This is a genomic window from Nonomuraea sp. NPDC050691, assembly GCF_040654455.1.
GTDB lineage: Bacteria > Actinomycetota > Actinomycetes > Streptosporangiales > Streptosporangiaceae > Nonomuraea.
In genome coordinates this window covers 25,262-42,062 of the sequence record NZ_JBFAIA010000017.1, presented here as the reverse complement: position 1 = coordinate 42,062, position 16,801 = coordinate 25,262, and the positions used below count along the sequence as shown (strand labels likewise).

Genomic DNA, 16,801 nt, shown 5'->3' with positions numbered 1-16,801 from the left:
GTCACCGCAGCACGAATCCGGCACCGAGCGGGTCGTCCGGGTCCAGCTCGAAGGCGTGCCGGCCGGTGCGGTAGGCCATGCCCTCGACCTCCGGCACCACCCCCTCCTCCGTGACCCGGGCGACGCGGGCCCGGAAGGTGGAGCCGACGACGCTGTCGTGGACCAGCGGCTCCCGGACGCCTTCGTCGTGCAGGAGCGCCAGGCGCGCGGCCGTGCCGGAGCCGCACGGCGAGCGGTCCACCTCGCCGTCGGCGAACACGGTGACGTTGCGCTGGCGGACCCGGCCGTCCTCGCCGGACAGCTCGTCGTGGAAGATCACGCCGTAGACGCCGGACAGCCGCTCGTCGGTGGGGTGCCGGGTGGCCGGGTGCCCCTCCAGGTCGCGCTTGATCCGGCGGGCGCGGGCGATCAGCTCGGTCAGGTGCCCGGCGCGCGCCTCCAGCCCGACGGAGCGGGCCGGCAGGCTGGCGTAGATCGCGCCGCCGTAGGCGAGGTCCACGCGCGTGCCGTCCGCCGGGACGCCGCGGGCGAGCACGAACGACGGGACGCCGACGAACGTGACCGCCTCGATCCGCCCGCCGGAGCGGCGGACGCGGGCGGTGACGCGGCCCGACGGCACGTCCACGACGACGTCGGTCTCGCCGTCGGGCTCGGCGTTCACCAGGCCCTCGCGGACCGCGTGGACGCCGAGCGCGATCGTGCCGTGCCCGCAGGCGGTGGAGAAGCCGTCCTTGTGCCAGAACAGCACCCCGAGGTGGGCCCCCGGGTCGTCGGGCGGGACGAGGAAGCAGCCGTACATGTCGGCGTGGCCGCGCGGCTCGTGGCAGAGCAGCCGCCGCAGCCGGTCGGCCTCGCCGCCGGGGCGCTGCGCGTGCTCGCGGCGGTCGAGCACGCTCGTGCCGGGCAGGTCGGGGGCGCCGCCGGTGACGATCCGGAACGGCTCGCCGCCGGTGTGGTAGTCGATCGTGGTCACGAGGCCGGGCGTGGTCACAGCTCGAACCCCTCCGGGAACGGGTCACGCGGATCGAGGAAGTACTGAGCGGTTCCGGTCACCCAGGCGCGGCCGGTGATCGACGGCACCACCGCCGGCGCCCCGCCGACCGTGGCGTCCTCCAGGAGCCGGCCGACGAAGCGGGTGCCGATGAACGACTCGTTGACGAAGTCCCGGCCCAGGGGCAGCTCTCCGCGGGCGTGGAGCTGCGCCATGCGGGCGCTCGTGCCGGTGCCGCACGGCGACCGGTCGAACCAGCCGGGGTGGATGGCCATCGCGTGACGCGAGTGGCGCGCGTCGGATCCCGGCCCGGCGAAGTAGACGTGGTGGCAGCCGCGGATCCGGCCGTCCTCGCGGTGGACCGGCTCGTCGGCGGCGTTGATCGCCTCCATGGTGGCCAGGCCGGCGGCCAGGATCTCGTTCTTGGCCTTGCGGTCGAACGGCAGCCCGTACGCGTCGAGGTCGACGATGGCGTAGAAGTTGCCGCCGTAGGCCAGGTCGTAGCGGATGTCACCGTACCCGGGCACGGTGACGGACGCGTCCAGCCGGTCGCTGTAGGACGGCACGTTGCGCAGCGTCACGGACGTGGCCATGCCGTCCTCGACCGCGACGTCGGCCACGACGAGCCCGGCGGGCACCTCCAGGCGCACGGTGGTGACGGGCTCGGTCACCTCGACCATGCCGGTCTCGACGAGCACGGTGGCGACCCCGATGGTGCCGTGGCCGCACATGGGCAGCAGCCCCGACACCTCGATGAACAGCACGCCCCAGTCGGCGTCCGGCCGGGTGGGCGGCTGCAGGATGGCGCCGCTCATGGCGGCGTGGCCGCGCGGCTCGTTCATGAGCAGCCGACGGATGTGGTCGAGGTGGTCGCGGAAGTACACGCGCCGCTCGGCCATGCTGGCGCCGGGGACGACGCCGACGCCGCCGGTGACGACACGCGTCGGCATGCCCTCGGTGTGGGAGTCGACGGCGTGGAAGACGCGCTCGGTCCTCATCGCAGGCCCTCCGCGAGCGCCTTCTCGGTGGCGGCGCGCACGACGGCCTCCTGCTCGGCGTTCAGCGGGCCGCGCGGCGGCCGGCACGGTCCTCCGTATCGGCCGGCGATGTCCATGGACAGCTTGATGGCCTGGACGAACTCCGTCTTGGAGTCCCAGCGCAGGAGCGGGTGCAGCTTGCGGTAGAGGGGCAGCGCGGTGCCGAGGTCGCCCGTGGTCGCGGCCCGGTAGAGCTCGACGCTCGAGGCGGGCAGCGCGTTCGGGTAGCCGGCGACCCAGCCGACGGCCCCGGCCACGGCCAGCTCCAGGAGCACGTCGTCGGAGCCGATCAGCAGGTCGAGCTGCGGGGCCAGCTCGGCGATCTCGTACGCCCGGCGCGGGTCGCCGCTGAACTCCTTGACCGCGACGATCAGCCCCTCGTCGAAGAGCCGGGCCAGCAGCGCGGGCGTCAGGTCCACCTTGGTGTCGTAGGGGTTGTTGTAGGCGACGACGGGCACGCCGGCCTTGGCGACCTCGCGGTAGTGGCCGAGGACGGCGTCCTCGCCGGCCCGGTAGGCGTTCGGCGGCAGCAGCAGCACCGAGCCGCAGCCGGCCTCGCCGGCCCGCTCGGCCCACGCGCGCGACTCGGCCGCGCCGTACGCGCCGGCGCCGGCCATCACGTTCCGGCCGCCGACGGCCTCGACGGCGGTCTCCATCACCTGGGCGCGCTCCTCGGGGGTGAGCGTCTGGTACTCCCCGAGGGAGCCGTTGGGCACGATCCCGTCGCAGCCGTTGTCCACGAGCCAGCGGCAGTGCTCGGCGTACCGGTCGAGGTCGACGGTGAGATCGTCGCGCAGGGGCAGCGCGGTGGCCACCATGACGCCCTGCCAGGGGGCGACGCGGTCGGTCATGACAACTCCTCCAGGTCGGACGGGGTGCCGAGCACCTTCTGGCCAGTAATATGTCACACACCGTAGGACTTGAGAAGGGTGTTCCCCGGTGACGGGACCGCCCTCCCCGGCCCATACCATCGATGACGTGAAGCTATCCACGGACCATCCGAACCGTCTCGTCCGGCTCCTGCTGTCGCCCTGGGCCCCGACGGCGGAGTCGTTCAGCGGCTGGGCGCTGGCGTCCGTGGTGGCCAACGCCGGCATCACCGTGAGCGGCGCCGCCGTCCGCGTCACCGGCTCCGGCCTCGGCTGCCCGACCTGGCCGCGATGCACGCCCGACAGCTTCGTGCCGGTGCCGCACCCCGAGGTCTCGATGGCCAACATGCTGGTCGAGTTCGGCAACCGGCTCGTCACCTTCCTCGTGCTGGCGGTCGGCGTCGCCTGCCTGCTGTCGGCGCTGCGGATGCGGCCGCGCCGCCGGTCCCTGCTCCTGCTGACCCTGCTCCAGCCGCTCGGCGTCGTGGCGCAGGCGCTGTGGGGCGGCCTGGTGGTCAGGACCATGCTCAACCCGTTCACGGTGAGCGTGCACTTCCTCATCTCGATCGGGCTGGTCGCCGCCTGCTGGATGCTCTACGCGCGCACGCGCGAGGGCGACGGCCCGGTGCGGCCGCTGGTCCACCGCGACATCCGCCGGCTCGGCCACGTCCTGGTCCCCGCGGTGTTCGCCCTCGTGCTGGCCGGGGTGACGGCGACCGGCACGGGCCCGCACTCGGGCGACGAGCTGGCCTCGCGCTTCGACCTCGACATCGAGAGCGTGGTGCGGCTGCACGCCGACGTCGCCTACCTGGTGGTGGGGCTGACGTTCGCGCTGGCGTTCGCGCTGCGCGTGTCCGGCGCGCCGCGGCCGGCCCGGCGGGCGGCGCTCGCCCTGTTGGGAGTCGAGCTGCTCCAGGGCGTGATCGGCTACACCCAGTACTTCCTGGCCGTGCCCGCGTTCCTGGTGGGGGTGCACGTGCTCGGCGCGACGGTGGTGTGGATCTTCGCGCTGCGCGCCGTCACGGCGCTGCGCGTGCGCGACGCCGCCGATGAGGCGCCCGCCCCCTCCCCCACCGAAGTGCCCGCCGCTGTCTGAGCGGTTATGCCAGGGTATGGGGGGAGAAGTCGGCCACTCCCCCACCGATGCGAGGTGCCGTTTTGCGGCAGTTAGTCCGCCCCTTCCGGAAAGCCGCGCATCGACTGCGCCGTCCCTCACGGACGGCGCTGCGCCGGGCCTACCAGGGGTCGGTCCTGCTCAGCGTGCTCGCCCTCGCCCCCATGACCTGGGCCTGGCTCGGCAGCGCACCCCACCGCGTGGTGGCCGGCTCCCCCGGCTGGCAGGCGCGGGTGCCCGCCGCCGAGGCCGCGCTCGTCCTCGGCGCCGGCCTGTACGCCGGCCGTCCCTCCTCCATGCTGGCCGGCAGGCTCGACATCGCCGCCGAGCTGTACCGGACGGGCCAGGTCAAGGCGGTGCTCCTGTCGGGCGACAACAGCCGCAGGACGTACGACGAGCCGTCGGCGATGGCCGCCTACCTGCTCGCGCGGGGCGTTCCCCGGGACGTCATGGTCCTGGACTACGCCGGCTTCGACACCTGGGACTCCTGCGTACGGGCCCGCCAGGTGTTCGGCGCCCGCCGGGTGACCGTGGTGACCCAGGCCTTCCACCTGCCCCGGGCGGTGACGCTGTGCCGGGCGGCCGGCCTGGAGACGTTCGGCGTGGGCGACGACTCGACCCGGCACTGGGCCGCCACCACCTACGTCTACGCCACCCGCGAGCTCGCCGCGACCGCCAAGGGCCTGGCCGACGCCTTACTGCTCCACTCCGAACCGGTCTTCCCCGGACCGCGGGAGACCTCGCTCACCACGATCCTGGCCCGCTCCCGCTGACCGCGGGGAACTGCGCCCGGGCCATGCTCATGATCTCCAGCAGCGCCCGCTGCTCCTCGTGGAAGGCGTTCTCGTCCACCACGCGGCGCGCCGCCCGCTCGTGCAGCAGACCCAGCTCGGTGGCCGCGAGCTGGTAGTCGCGCATGGCCCGCAGGCCGCGCTTGCCGCCATGGGCGCGGGCCCACTGCCGGGCCTTGCGGCGCCGGGGCAGCGCGGACAGCATCTGGATGTCGCCGGCGTCCACCAGCCGTGTCGGCTCGTACGGCGGCAGGTAGCGCTGCAGGAGCGCGACGATGCGCCGCCGGTCGCGGAAGACCAGCGCGATCAGCACGGCCAGCACCAGCAGCAGCGTGGCGTAGGCGATCATCAGGCCGCGGAACCCGCCATAGGAGACCATGCCGTTCCACAGGCCGTGCAGGACCATCGCGCCCGCCCAGCCGGCCATGATGGAGAACACCCGCTCGGGCCCGTGACGCTGGGCCGCGTAGGCGACCGCCACCCCGATCATCGAGGTGAACAGCGGGTGCGCGAACGGCGACAGGATGCCGCGCAGCACCACGGTGACGGCCAGGCCGACGCCGCCTGCCTCGGAGTTGAGCGCCTGCAGGTAGTAGCTGACGTTCTCGCTCATCGCGAAGCCGAGGCCCACCATGCTCGCGTAGATGACCCCGTCGGTGGGCCCGTCGAGCTCGGCCCGGCGGAAGCGGAGCAGCCCGAGCAGCACCAGGCCCTTCATCGTCTCCTCGACCACGGGCGCGCCGAAGGTGGCGACGAGGTTGCGGGCGCTGGCCGCCGAGAGGTTGGCCGTGTCGGTGACGTAGTGCAGGTTGAGCGAGTTGACCACGCCGGCGACGAGCACGGCCACGCCCGCGCCCCACGCGAAGGCGAAGATCAGGTTGCTGCGCGGCTCGGGCTCCATCCGGTCGAGCGCGAGCACCGCGGCCAGCAGCAGCGGCACGGGCGCCAGCGCCAGCACGAGCGCGATGACGAACTGCACGGGCGCGCCGTTGATCACGTCGAAGGAGAGCGAGACGAGCGCGCAGATGCCGGTGAGGACCAGCCCGGTGATCAACGCGAATGACGGGCGGTCCTTCAACACCCAGCGTGGATCACGGGACGTCATACGGTGACTTTAACGGATCACGAGTCGGGTGTCCCGCGGGGGGACGCGGCCCGCTCAGGACAGCAGCGGGTCGATCGCGACGGCGAGGAACAGCAGCGCCAGATAGGCGTTGGACCAGTGGAAGAAGCGCATCGGGCGCAGTTCGACCCCGGTCTTGCCGGCGTTGAGCCGGGCCAGCAGGCGGTGCACCTCCCACAGGCACATGGCGCCCAGGACCGCGGCCACGATCGGGTAGAACAGCGTCGTCCCGGCCACGGGCCACAGCGCCAGCGAGCACAGCACGGTCGCCCAGGTGTAGGCGATCGACTCCAGGATCACCCGGCGCTCGGTGGCCACGACGGGCAGCATCGGCACCTTCGCCGCCGCGTAGTCCTCCTTGTAGCGCATGGCCAGCGTCCAGGTGTGCGGCGGCGTCCAGAAGAACACCACGCCGAACAGCACCAGCGGCGCCCAGTCGAGCCGGTCGGTGATGCCGGCCCAGCCGATCATCACGGGCATGCAGCCGGCGATGCCGCCCCACACGATGTTCTGGGCGGTGCGCCGCTTGAGGATCATCGAGTAGACGAGGACGTAGAACAGGATCGCCCCGGTGGACAGCATGGCGGCGAGCCAGTTGGTCGTCAGCCACAGGCCGAGCAGCGACAGCAGGCCGAGCACGATGCCGAAGATCAGCGCCCCGCGCGGGGAGACCTGGTGCCGCGCCAGAGGGCGGCGCCGGGTGCGGCGCATCTTCTGGTCGATGTCGCGGTCGACGTAGCAGTTGAGGGCGTTGGCGCTGCCCGCCGACAGCGTGCCGAACACCATGACCGCGACCGACGTCCACAGCGGCGGCAGCCCTCCGGCGGCCAGGAACATCACCGGCAGCGTGGTGATGAGCAGCAGCTCGATGATCCGCGGCTTGGTCAGGGCGATGTAGGCCTTGACGACCATGCCGATCGAGCGGCCGCTCGGGCGCGGCGCATCCTCCGCCTGAGCGGGGGCCGTCGCCTGCCTGTTCGTCAGCACCGTCAAGGCGCTTCCAGCACGTGCGGAGTCAACGCGTAACCTCTGATTAGAGCGGATCCGTGGACGGGGCGCCGTGGCGGCCCTGCGGACAACAACCAAAACTGTAGTCGCAGGGTCGGCCGGTCCGGCCAATGGGGGGCTCGGGGCCGTGCGCCACAACGCATGGAACACGCATGGAGGGAGTGGGGAACGTTCGGCGTCGCCACTCGGTTAGGGTCCGGTGTGGGCGGGATATGCCAAACCGGCACCATCCAATGACAACTAGATTCCGGAGATCGAGCACTTGAGCACCGAACTCGTGCCAGCCCTCGAATGGACCGACCTCGACAAGAAGGCGGTCGACGTCGTTCGAGCCCTGGCCATGGACGCAGTGGAGAAGGCGGGCTCGGGCCACCCCGGCACCGCCATGAGCCTGGCACCCGCCGCATACCTGCTTTTCCAGCGTACGATGCGCCACGACCCGACGGACCCGACCTGGATCGGTCGTGACCGTTTCGTGCTGTCGTGCGGTCATTCGAGCCTGACCCTGTACATCCAGCTCTACCTGTCGGGTTACGGCCTCACGCTGGAGGATCTGGAGCGGCTGCGCCAGTGGGACAGCCTCACCCCGGGTCACCCGGAGCACGGCCACACGGCCGGCGTGGAGACCACGACAGGCCCGCTGGGCCAGGGCCTCGGCAACGCCGTGGGCATGGCCATGGCCGCCCGCCGCGAGCGCGGCCTGTTCGACCCCGACGCCGCCCCCGGCGCCTCGCCGTTCGACCACCACATCTGGTGCTTCGTCAGCGACGGCGACATCGAGGAGGGCATCAGCCACGAGGTCAGCGCCCTCGCCGGCCACCAGAAGCTGGGCAACCTGACGGTCGTCTACGACGACAACCACATCTCGATCGAGGACGACACCCTCATCGCCAAGTCCGAGGACGTCCTCAAGCGCTACGAAGCGTACGGCTGGCAGACGCTGAGCGTCGACTGGACCGAGACCGGCGACTACGTCGAGGACGTGCAGGCGCTGCACGCCGCGCTGGAGGAGTCCCGCGCCGAGACCGACCGGCCGACGTTCATCCGGCTGCGCACGATCATCGGCTGGCCCGCCCCCAACAAGCAGAACACCGGCAAGATCCACGGCTCCGCGCTCGGCGCCGAGGAGGTCGCCGCCACCAAGCGCGTGCTCGGCATGAACCCCGACAAGAGCTTCGACGTGTCCGCCGAGGTGCTCCAGCACGCCCGCGAGGTGGCCCGCCGCAACCACGAGGCGCGCGCCGACTGGCAGAAGTCCTACGACGCCTGGCGCGAGGCCAACCCCGAGCGCGCCGCCGAGCTCGACCGCATCTCCGCCCACCGGCTGCCCGACGGCTGGACCCAGGCGCTGCCGCAGTTCGAGAAGGGCGCCTCGATGGCCACCCGCAAGGCCTCCGGAGAGGTGCTGAGCGCCCTGGCGCCGATCCTGCCGGAGCTGTGGGGCGGCTCGGCCGACCTGGCCGAGTCCAACAACACCACGATGAAGGGCGAGCCGTCGTTCATCCCGGAGGAGTATCAGACCAAGGAGTTCCCCGGTAACCGCTACGGCCGCACCCTGCACTTCGGCATCCGCGAGCACGGCATGGGCGCCATCCTCAACGGCATCGCCCTGCACGGCGGCACCCGCCCCTACGGTGGCACGTTCCTCGTCTTCTCCGACTACATGCGCCCCGCGGTGCGGCTCGCCGCGCTGATGAAGCTGCCGGTCACGTACGTGTGGACGCACGACTCGATCGGCCTCGGCGAGGACGGACCGACGCACCAGCCGATCGAGCACCTGTGGGCGCTGCGCGCGATCCCCGGTCTCGACGTGGTCCGCCCGGCCGACGCCAACGAGACGGCCTACGCCTGGAAGACGGTCCTGGAGCACACCGACCGGCCGGCCGCGATGGCGCTGACCCGGCAGAACCTGCCGGTCTACGAGGGCACCACCGCCGAGGGCGTCGCCCGCGGCGGCTACGTCCTGCGCGAGGCCTCCGACGCCCAGCCGCAGGTGATCCTCATCGCCACCGGCAGCGAGGTCGAGCTGGCCGTCAACGGCCGTGACCTGCTGGAGGCGCAGGGCATCCCGACGCGGGTCGTGTCGATGCCGTGTGTCGAGTGGTTCCACGGGCAGGACTCGGCGTACAGGCAGAGCGTGCTGCCGCCGTCGGTCAAGGCCCGCGTCGCGGTCGAGGCGGGAGTCGCGCTGGGCTGGCGCGAGTTCGTCGGCGAGGCCGGGGAAGTGGTGGGCCTCGAACACTTCGGCGCCTCCGCGCCGTACAAGACGCTGTACGAGCAGTTCGGGCTGACGGCCGAGAGAGTGGCGGCGGCGGCCAAGGCCAGTCTGGCCAAGCTGGGCCATGACAAGGGTGAGACGACGGGAAACTGAAGATGAGCGAGATCCTCAACAAGCTGACCGGCCAGGGCGTGTCCGTCTGGCTGGACGACATCAGCCGCGAGCGGCTGCGCACGGGCAACCTCGAGCAGCTGATCCGCGAGAAGAACGTGGTCGGCGTCACCTCCAACCCCACGATCTTCGCCAGCGCGCTCAGCAAGGGCGACGCCTACGACGCGCAGATGCACGACCTCGCCGTACGCGGCGTCGAGGTGGGCGAGGCGGTGCGCGCCATCACCACGTACGACATCCGCTGGGCGGCCGACGTGCTGCGCCCCGTCTACGACGCCACGAACGGCGTCGACGGCCGCGTGTCGCTGGAGGTGGACCCGCGCCTGGCGCGTGACACGGACAAGACGGTGGCCGAGGCGCGCGCGCTGTGGTGGCTGGTCGACCGGCCCAACCTGTTCATCAAGATCCCGGCGACGGTCGAGGGCCTGCCCGCGATCACGCAGGCCATCAGCGAGGGCATCAGCGTCAACGTCACGCTGATCTTCTCGCTGGAGCGCTACCGCGCGGTCATGGACGCCTGGCTGGCGGGCCTGGAGGCGGCCCAGGCCAAGGGCCTCAACCTGGCCACGATCGAGTCGGTGGCCTCGTTCTTCGTCAGCCGGGTCGACACCGAGATCGACAAGCGGCTCGACCAGTTCGGCAAGCCGGAGCTCAAGGGCCAGGCGGGCATCGCCAACGCGCGCCTGGCGTACGCGGCGTTCGAGGAGGTCATGGCCTCCGAGCGCTGGCAGCGGCTGCGCGCGGCCGGCGCCCGCCCCCAGCGCCCGCTGTGGGCCTCGACCGGCGTGAAGAACCCCGAGTACTCCGACACCATGTACGTCGACCAGCTCGTCGCCCCGGGCACGGTCAACACGATGCCGGAGAAGACGCTCGACGCGACCGCCGACCACGCCCAGGTCACCGGCGACACGGTCCGCCCGTACTACGAGCAGTCCTGGAACACCATGGCCGCCCTCAAGGAGGCCGGGGTCGACTACGACGACGTGGTCCGGGTGCTCGAGGACGAGGGCGTCGAGAAGTTCGAGGCGTCCTGGAACGAGCTGCTCGAGAGCGTCCGCAAGAACCTGGTCCCCTGATGCCCGCTCCTTCGAGGGACGTCAGCGACCACGCGGAGGGGGCGGCGACCGCCGCCTCCTCCGGCGGCGCACCGCTCGCCGTAGCACAGGAGGCTTGAGATGACAGATCCGCAGGCGCCCGCGGAGGGGGCGCAGGCTGTGGACAGCACGGTCGGCAGCGCGGTCGAGGCGGCCACTCCAGGCACGGGCACTCCGGCCACCGGCGACGGCCCGGCCGGGGCGTCCGCCGCGGCGTCGGCGGCCACCTCGGTCGCGGGCACCTCGACCACGATCGAGGCGGCGGCGGCCAACCCGCTGCGCGACCCGCGTGACAAGAGGCTGCCGCGGGTGGCCGGGCCGTGCGTCATGGTGCTGTTCGGCGTCACGGGAGACCTGGCCAAGCGCAAGCTGCTGCCGGCGATCTACGACCTGGGCAACCGGGGGCTGCTGCCGCCCGGCTTCTCCCTGGTCGGCTTCGCCCGGCGCGACTGGAAGAACCAGGACTTCGCCCAGCTGACGCACGACGCCGTCAAGGAGCACGCGCGGACGCCGTTCCGCGAGGAGGTCTGGAAGCAGATCCGCGAGGGCATCCACTTCGTGCCCGGCGACTTCTCCGACGACGGGGCGTTCGACGCGCTGGCCATGGCGCTCAAGGAGATCGACGAGACCCGCGGCACGGGCGGCAACTACGCCTTCTACCTGTCGGTGCCGCCGAAGTTCTTCCCCGTGGTGGTGGAGCAGCTCAAGCGGACCGGCCTGGCCGACGCCCCGCCCGGGTCGTGGCGGCGCGTGGTCATCGAGAAGCCGTTCGGGCACGACCTGAAGTCGGCCCACGAGCTGAACGAGATCACCACCTCGGCCTTCCCGGAGAGCTCGATCTTCCGGATCGACCACTACCTGGGCAAGGAGACGGTCCAGAACATCATGGCGCTGAGGTTCGCCAACAACCTCTACGAGCCGATCTGGAACCGCAGCTTCGTCGACCACGTGCAGATCACGATGGCCGAGGACATCGGCATCGGCGGCCGGGCCGGCTACTACGACGGCATCGGCGCGGCCCGCGACGTGATCCAGAACCACCTGCTCCAGCTGCTGGCCCTGGTCGCCATGGAGGACCCCACGTCCTTCGAGGCGCAGGCGCTGCGGCGGGAGAAGGAGAAGGTGTTCAAGGCGGTCCGGTTGCCGGCCGACCTGGCGGCCAACACGGCGCGCGGCCAGTACGCCGCGGGCTGGCAGGGCGGACAGAAGGTCGTCGGCTACCTGGAGGAGGACGGCATCCCGCCGGACTCCGTCACCGAGACGTACGCGGCCGTCAAGCTGGAGATCGCCAACCGGCGCTGGGCCGGGGTGCCGTTCTACCTGCGCACCGGCAAGCGGCTCGGCCGGCGGGTGACGGAGGTGGCCGTGGTGTTCCAGCGGGCGCCGCACCTGCCGTTCTCCAAGGACGACACCGAGATCCTCGGCCAGAACGCGCTGGTCATCCGGGTGCAGCCGGACGAGGGCATCACGGTGCGGTTCGGCTCGAAGGTGCCGGGCACGGCCATGGAGGTGCGCGACGTGTCCATGGACTTCGCCTACGGCGAGTCGTTCATGGAGTCGTCGCCCGAGGCGTACGAGCGGCTGCTGCTGGACGTGATGATCGGCGACCCGCCGCTCTTCCCCCACCAGCGCGAGGTCGAGCTGTCGTGGAAGATCCTCGACCCGATCGAGGAGCACTGGGCCACGCAGGGCCAGCCGGAGCCGTACCCGGCCGGGTCGTGGGGGCCGCCGTCGGCCGACGCGATGATGGCGCGTGACGGCCGCGTGTGGAGGAGACTCTGATGACGACCTTCATGCTGAGCGACACGACGGCGGGGAAGATCGCCGGCCAGCTCACCCTGCTGCGCCACCAGATGGGCGCGCCGGCCATCGGCATGGTGCTGACCCTCGTGGTGGTCTGCGACGAGCGCGACCAGTACGACTCACTGCGGGCGGCCACCGAGGCGGCCCGCGAGCACCCGTCACGCATCCTCGTGGTGATCAACCGGGAGACCGACGAACCGACCCGGCTCGACGCGGAGCTGCGCATCGGCGAGTCCACCCCGGGCGAGGTGGTCGTGCTGCGCCTGTACGGCGAGCTGACCGACCACGCCGACTCGGTGGTGAGCCCGCTGCTGCTGCCCGACACCCCGGTGGTGGCGTGGTGGCCGGGCGCGGCGCCGGACGTGCCGGCCAAGGACCCGATCGGGATGCTCGCGCAGCGGCGCATCACCGACGCCCGCCAGTCCCCCGACGGCGGCGTCAAGGCGCTGGCGACGCGGGCCAAGGGGTACGCGCCGGGCGACACCGACCTGGCGTGGGCCCGGCTGACGCCTTGGCGCAGCCTGCTGGCGGCGGCCTTCGACCAGTCGATCGGCAAGGTCCGCAAGGGCCAGGTGGAGGCGGCCTCGGGCAACCCGAGCGCGCCTCTGCTGGCGGCGTGGCTGTCCGAGCGGCTCGGCACCACGGTGAAGGTCTCCGACTCCGCCGGTCCGGGCCTGACCACCGTACGGCTGACGACGCCCGAGGGCGACCTGTCGGTGGCCCGCGCCGACGCCCGTCTGGCGACGCTGTCCCGGCCGGGGCAGCCCGACCGGAACGTGGCGCTGGCGCGCCGGCAGACCCCCGAGCTGCTGGCCGAGGAGCTGCGCCGGCTCGACCCGGACGAGATCTACGAGACGGCCGTCAAGCGGCTGGCCCGCTCGTACAAGTCCTGACGTCCGGCCTGGCCTGACCGACACGGCCGGGTGCCCGCTTCGCGGGTGCCCGGCCGTTTCACGTGTGCCGGGCCGTGTCGCGTGCCGGTCCGTGTCGCGTGTGCCGGGGCGTGGCGTGTCGCGGGGCGTGGCGTGGCCGGGCCCGGGGGGATGGAAGACTGGTCCCGTGAGCGTTCCAACCGTAGTCGTCCATCGTGACGCCGACATCCTGGCCAAGGCCGTGGCCGCGCGGATCATCACCCGGCTCGTCGACGTCCAGTCCGCCAAGGGCACCGCGTCGCTGGTGCTGACCGGGGGCACGGTCGGCACCGCCACCCTGGCGGCCATCGCCGGCACGCCCGCGCGCGACGCCGTCGACTGGCGGCGTCTCGACATCTGGTGGGGCGACGAGCGTTTCCTGCCCGACGGCGACCCCGAGCGCAACGAGACGGGTGCCCGTCAGGCCCTGCTCGACCATGTCGACGTCGACCCGGAGCGGGTGCACGTCATGCTCGGCCCCGACTCGGGCCTGACGGCCGAGGAGTCGGCCGACGCCTACGCCACCGAGCTGGCCAAGGCGGCCCGTCCGGAGGACCACGGGCCGTCGCCGTCGTTCGACGTGATGCTGCTCGGCATGGGGCCCGACGCGCACGTGGCCTCGCTGTTCCCCGGCATGCCGGCGCTGTACGACACGCGTCCGGTGGTGGCCGTGCACGGCTCGCCCAAGCCGCCGCCCACCCGCATCTCGCTCACGCTGCCCGCGATCCAGGCCGCCCGCGAGGTGTGGGTGATCGCCGCGGGCGCGGAGAAGGCGGGCGCGGTGCGGCTGGCCCTGTCCGAGTCCGGCCACGTGCAGGTGCCGGCGGCGGGGGCCCGGGGCCGGTCGCGCACGCTGTTCCTGCTGGACCGCGCGGCCGCGGGCAAGATCCCGCCCGGTCTCGGCCGCCTGGCCTCCCCCTGAGCACTCAGGAGACGGCTGTCTCCAGCGCGTCGATCTCGGCCAGGAGCGCCCGCTTGCGCTCCGGGGCGAGGTAGGAGGCGCTCACGCCGTTGCGGGCCAGGTCGGCCAGCTCGCGCCGCCCGAGGCCGAAGACCCGGGCCGCGGTCCGGTACTCCCCGGCCAGCGTGGTGTCGAACATCGGCGGGTCGTCGCTGTTGAGCGTCACGAACAGCCCCTCCTCCAGCAGGCGCGGCAGCGGGTGGTCCTCGATGCGGGCCACCTGCCCCGTGCAGACGTTGGAGGTGGGGCAGACGTCGAGCGGCAGCCGCGTCTCGCGCAAGTGGGCGACGAGCCGCTCGTCCTGGAGGCAGGCGATGCCGTGGCCCACGCGCTCGGCGCCGTACCCCTCGAGGACCTCCCAGATCGTCTCCGGCCCCGTCATCTCGCCGCCGTGCGGGACGCTGTGCAGGCCGGCGTTGCGGGCGGCGGTGAACGCGTCGCGGTAGGCGTCGCGGTAGTGGACGCGCTCCTGCTCGATGCCTCCGATGCCGAAACCTACCAACGCGGCGGGAGGTTCTTCGAGGGCGTGGGCCAGGGTGATCTCCGCCGCCTCGACGCCGTACTCGCCGGGGATGTCGAAGATGTAGGCCATCTCCACGCCGTACTCCTCCGGCGCCCGGCGGGCGGCCAGGTCGAGGGCCCCGGTGACCTCGCGCCGCGGCATCCCGACCATGTGGTGGGCGTACGGGGTGACCTGGAGCTCGGCGTACCGGGCGCCCTGCGCGGCCAGGTCGCGGGCCAGCCCGAGCACCAGGGTGGCGACGTCCTCCGGCTCGCGCACCAGTGCGTTGACGGCCCGGTAGACCCGGGCGAAGTGCGGGAAGTCAGTGAACCGGTAGAAGGCGCGCAGCTCCTCCTCGGACGTCGGCACGCCGCCGCCGGGGTGCCGGCGCGCCAGCTCCAGGACCGTGGGGACGGACGCGGAGCCGATGAGGTGGACGTGCAGCTCGACCTTGGGCAGGGCGTCGATGAACGCGTCGAGGGCGGCGTCGCCGGAGGAGGCGTCCGCCCGGGCCTGGATGGTGACATCGGTCGTCATGGCGACGACCTTAGGCCGCCCTCCTCCCGCAGGGACAGCTTTGGCGGCTGAATCTCACACAAAGCAGTCAGGTTTGCTCGCCGGCCTGCTCGGGGGGCGTGGCGGCCCAGGCCCGCACCAGCGGCAGCAGCACCGTCTCCGCCGCCTCCTCCACGAAGGCGTTGTCCAGCGGCGGCCCGACGAAGATCAGCCGATGCCATACGAGGGCCTCGGCGACGGCGGCGAGCCGGGCGGTGTCGGCGCTCCTCGCCGGCTCGCCCCGCCTCCCGGCCCGCTCCAGCAGCGCCTCCACGCCGCCGAGGTCCCTGCTGGGCATGTGCGCGCGCAGCGCCCTGGCCAGTTCCTGGTTCGACACCAGCGTCGATGACAGGCCCATGATGAGCGCGTGCTTGCGCTCGGCCGTCTCGCACAGGCACCGGACCAGCTCCGCCAGGTCGCCGCGGAGCGAGCCGGTGTCGGGCGGGCGCGGCGTGTCCATGTCGAAGCGGTTGCAGATGACGTCCACGACCAGCTCGGGCTTGCCCGCCCAACGCCGGTAGATCGTGGCCTTGCTGGCCCGGGCGCGCCTGGCGATCTGGTCGACCGACATCCGGTCGTAGCCCATCTCCGACAGCAGCTCCAGCGTGGCGTCGAGGATGGCCCTCTCGCGCACGGGGTCGAGTGGGGCCACGAAACACGTCCTCCGGTCCGCCCGGCCGGTCCGCCCGGCGATGATGGTCAACTGGTCACGGGGTCGCCGGGTGCCCGCCGGTGCGTCACCGTGCGGCGATCCGTTCGAATCGTACGCCGGTGAGCTCGGTGGACACGTCCCAGAGGCGCGCGGCGAGCTCCTCGGAGCGGGCGTCGGCGGACGGGCTGAGCAGGCGCAGCTTAGGGCCGACGAACTCGCCGCCGCGGATGTCCGGCGAGGTGGCGGCGTACAGGGACGGCAGCGCGCCGGTCTCGGGGCTCAGCAGGAACAGCCCCAGGAGCGGCTTGAGCGGCCCCACCTTGACGATGTTCGTGGCGGTGGCCCCTGGGTGCGTGGCCACGCTCTTGAGGTCGGCCTGGGCCCGTTCAGCGCGCCGCTGGAGTTCCAGGGTGAACAGCAGGTTGGCCAGCTTCGAGCGGCCGTAGGCGCTCATCCGGCCGTAGCCGCGCTCCAGGGTGAGGTCGTCGAAGTCGAGCCGGCCGCGGGTGTGGGCGTCGCTGGACACGGTCACCACGCGGGCGCCCGGGCGGGCGAGCAGCTTCGGCAGGAGCAGCCCGGTCAGCGCGAAGTGGCCCAGGTGGTTGGTGCCGAACTGCAGCTCGAACCCGTCCTTCGTCAGGCTGCGGGGCGTCATGCCGATGCCGGCGTTGTTGACCAGCAGGTCCACCTCGTCCACCCCGTCGGCGAACGCGCGCACGGAGGCCAGGTCGGCGAGGTCCAGCCGGGCGTGCTCGACGCGGGCGGCGGGGACGGCCCGCCGGATCGCGGCCACGGCCTCCGCGCCCTTGGCCTCGGACCGCGCGGCCACGATCACGCGCGCGCCGTGCCGGGCCAGTTCCAGCGCGGTGGGCAGGCCGATGCCGCTGTTGGCGCCGGTGACGATCGCGGTCCGGCCGTCGAGGCGCGGCATGTCGGCGGGGGTCCAGGAGGTCATCGCCACTCCAGTGTTGTCTGAGCCAGGTGTACGGAACCGTTTCGTA

The 16,801-nt window shown here is 72.4% G+C and carries 15 protein-coding genes; 7 read left to right on the top strand and 8 right to left on the bottom strand.

Features of this window, described 5'->3' with window-relative positions; genetic code table 11:
* Position 1 precedes the first annotated feature (1 nt).
* The 3 genes from AB0H81_RS10330 to AB0H81_RS10320 are packed head-to-tail and all read right to left on the bottom strand — an operon-like array spanning position 2 to position 2,879.
* A complete protein-coding gene (locus tag AB0H81_RS10330) occupies positions 2–991 on the bottom strand; it encodes a proline racemase family protein (protein WP_358372002.1) in 990 nt (329 codons plus the stop codon).
* Entirely contained in the window at positions 988–1,989 is a 1,002-nt protein-coding gene (locus AB0H81_RS10325; protein ID WP_358372000.1) for a proline racemase family protein, read from the bottom strand. Before AB0H81_RS10325 ends, AB0H81_RS10330 begins: the two co-directional genes overlap by 4 nt.
* Positions 1,986–2,879: a dihydrodipicolinate synthase family protein gene (locus AB0H81_RS10320; protein ID WP_358371997.1), complete on the bottom strand. Its 894-nt coding sequence runs from the start codon at positions 2,877–2,879 to the stop codon at positions 1,986–1,988. Before AB0H81_RS10320 ends, AB0H81_RS10325 begins: the two co-directional genes overlap by 4 nt.
* Positions 2,880–3,006: 127 nt before the next feature.
* On the opposite strand from AB0H81_RS10320, the gene AB0H81_RS10315 reads away from it, so the two are divergent.
* Positions 3,007–3,993, top strand: coding sequence for a COX15/CtaA family protein (locus AB0H81_RS10315; protein ID WP_358371994.1), 987 nt, complete (start codon positions 3,007–3,009; stop codon positions 3,991–3,993).
* A gap of 62 nt (positions 3,994–4,055) precedes the next feature.
* A complete protein-coding gene (locus AB0H81_RS10310) occupies positions 4,056–4,784 on the top strand; it encodes an ElyC/SanA/YdcF family protein (protein ID WP_358371991.1) in 729 nt (242 codons plus the stop codon).
* Here the strand turns inward: AB0H81_RS10310 and AB0H81_RS10305 are convergent.
* A complete protein-coding gene (locus AB0H81_RS10305) occupies positions 4,756–5,907 on the bottom strand; it encodes a PrsW family intramembrane metalloprotease (protein ID WP_358371988.1) in 1,152 nt (383 codons plus the stop codon). The genes AB0H81_RS10310 and AB0H81_RS10305 overlap by 29 nt on opposite strands.
* A gap of 54 nt (positions 5,908–5,961) precedes the next feature.
* Positions 5,962–6,918, bottom strand: a complete 957-nt coding sequence (locus AB0H81_RS10300) for a heme o synthase (RefSeq protein ID WP_358371985.1) — start codon at positions 6,916–6,918, stop codon at positions 5,962–5,964.
* A gap of 355 nt (positions 6,919–7,273) precedes the next feature.
* Between AB0H81_RS10300 and tkt the strand changes: the two genes are divergently transcribed.
* The 5 genes from tkt (at position 7,274) to pgl (ending at position 14,052) form a co-directional block, all read left to right on the top strand.
* On the top strand, positions 7,274–9,304 hold the full coding sequence (gene tkt / locus AB0H81_RS10295) for a transketolase (RefSeq protein ID WP_358372126.1): 2,031 nt from the start codon (positions 7,274–7,276) through the stop codon (positions 9,302–9,304).
* Between the two features lie 2 nt (positions 9,305–9,306).
* Positions 9,307–10,398 carry a transaldolase gene (gene tal / locus AB0H81_RS10290; protein WP_358371983.1) on the top strand — a complete coding sequence of 364 codons (1,092 nt, stop codon included), beginning with the start codon at positions 9,307–9,309 and terminating at the stop codon, positions 10,396–10,398.
* Between the two features lie 99 nt (positions 10,399–10,497).
* Positions 10,498–12,198 (top strand): glucose-6-phosphate dehydrogenase, encoded by a 1,701-nt coding sequence (gene zwf / locus AB0H81_RS10285; RefSeq protein ID WP_358371980.1) that lies wholly within the window; start codon positions 10,498–10,500, stop codon positions 12,196–12,198.
* Between the two features lie 11 nt (positions 12,199–12,209).
* The gene (locus AB0H81_RS10280) at positions 12,210–13,112 is read left to right on the top strand and encodes a glucose-6-phosphate dehydrogenase assembly protein OpcA (RefSeq protein ID WP_358372123.1); all 903 of its coding nucleotides are present in this window, start codon (positions 12,210–12,212) and stop codon (positions 13,110–13,112) included.
* A gap of 166 nt (positions 13,113–13,278) precedes the next feature.
* Complete coding sequence (gene pgl, locus AB0H81_RS10275) at positions 13,279–14,052, top strand: 6-phosphogluconolactonase (protein WP_358371978.1); 774 nt, start codon at positions 13,279–13,281, stop codon at positions 14,050–14,052.
* Positions 14,053–14,056: 4 nt separating this feature from the next.
* Here the strand turns inward: pgl and add are convergent, their stop codons facing one another.
* The 3 genes from add to AB0H81_RS10260 all read right to left on the bottom strand — a co-directional run bounded on the left by add (position 14,057) and on the right by AB0H81_RS10260 (position 16,755).
* Complete coding sequence (gene add, locus AB0H81_RS10270) at positions 14,057–15,130, bottom strand: adenosine deaminase (RefSeq protein WP_358371975.1); 1,074 nt, start codon at positions 15,128–15,130, stop codon at positions 14,057–14,059.
* Between the two features lie 67 nt (positions 15,131–15,197).
* Complete coding sequence (locus tag AB0H81_RS10265) at positions 15,198–15,800, bottom strand: TetR/AcrR family transcriptional regulator (protein ID WP_358371972.1); 603 nt, start codon at positions 15,798–15,800, stop codon at positions 15,198–15,200.
* Between the two features lie 85 nt (positions 15,801–15,885).
* Positions 15,886–16,755 carry an oxidoreductase gene (locus AB0H81_RS10260; protein WP_358371970.1) on the bottom strand — a complete coding sequence of 290 codons (870 nt, stop codon included), beginning with the start codon at positions 16,753–16,755 and terminating at the stop codon, positions 15,886–15,888.
* Positions 16,756–16,801 lie beyond the last annotated feature (46 nt).